Here is a 977-nt window from a genome sequence, read left to right on the forward strand (position 1 = left end):
GGCGGCGGGGGGGGGGGGGGGGGGGGGGGCCGCCGGGCGCCCGCCCCCCGCGCCCCGCGGGCCCGCCCCCCCCCCCCCCCCCGCCCGCTTCTCCGTCAACCAGGAGACCGTCCGGCAGCTCTCCCTGCCCGGACTGGTGAAGGCGTGCGCCGAGCTGGACGTCGGCGGCGTCGGCCTGTGGCGGGCGCCCGTCCAGAAGTACGGGGTGGAGGCCACCGCCCGCCTGGTGCGGGACGCGGGGCTGACCGTCACCAGCCTGTGCCGCGGCGGCTTCCTCACCGCCGCCGACCCCGCCGCGCGCCGCACGGCGCTGGAGGACAACCGGGCGGCGGTCGACGAGGCGGCCGGGATCGGCACCGACACCCTGGTCCTGGTCTCCGGCGGGCTGCCCGAGGGCGACCGCGACCTGTACGGTGCCCGCGAGCGGATCGCCGACGCGCTGGCCGAACTGGCCCCCTACGCGGCCGGGCGCGGGGTGCGGCTGGCCATCGAGCCGCTGCACCCGATGTTCGCCTCGGACCGCTGCGTCGTCTCCACCCTCGGACAGGCCCTGGACCTGGCCGAGCGCTTCCCGGCCGAGCAGGTCGGCGTGGTCGTGGACACGTACCACATCTGGTGGGACGACCGGGCGCCCGCGCAGATCGACCGGGCGGGCCGGGGCGGCCGCATCGCCGCCTTCCAGCTCGCCGACTGGTGCACCCCGCTGCCGGCGGGCGTGCTGCTGGGCCGCGGGCAGCTCGGGGACGGCTCGGTCGACTTCCGCTTCTGGCGCGACCGGGTGGCGGCGGCCGGCTACACCGGCTGGACGGAGGTGGAGATCTTCAACGAGGCCCTGTGGGACCGCGACGGCCGCGAGGCGCTCGCGGAGACCGCGGAGCGCTTCCGCGCCCACGTCCTGTAGGGACGCGGCGCAGGGGCCACGGAACGGGCGCGGTCCGCCACTGTCGCGCCGCGGGCCGCGCCGGACCGCCGTCGCC

Annotated in this window: 1 protein-coding gene; it reads left to right on the top strand. The window is 79.0% G+C overall.

Annotation, left to right across the window (positions count from 1 at the left end; translation table 11 throughout):
- Positions 1-124 precede the first annotated feature (124 nt).
- Positions 125-901: a sugar phosphate isomerase/epimerase family protein gene (locus AC2CJA_RS26865; RefSeq protein ID WP_484605237.1), complete on the top strand. Its 777-nt coding sequence runs from the start codon at positions 125-127 to the stop codon at positions 899-901.
- The last annotated feature ends 76 nt before the right edge of the window (positions 902-977 follow it).

The organism is Streptomyces sp. ATLC9, assembly GCF_057196705.1.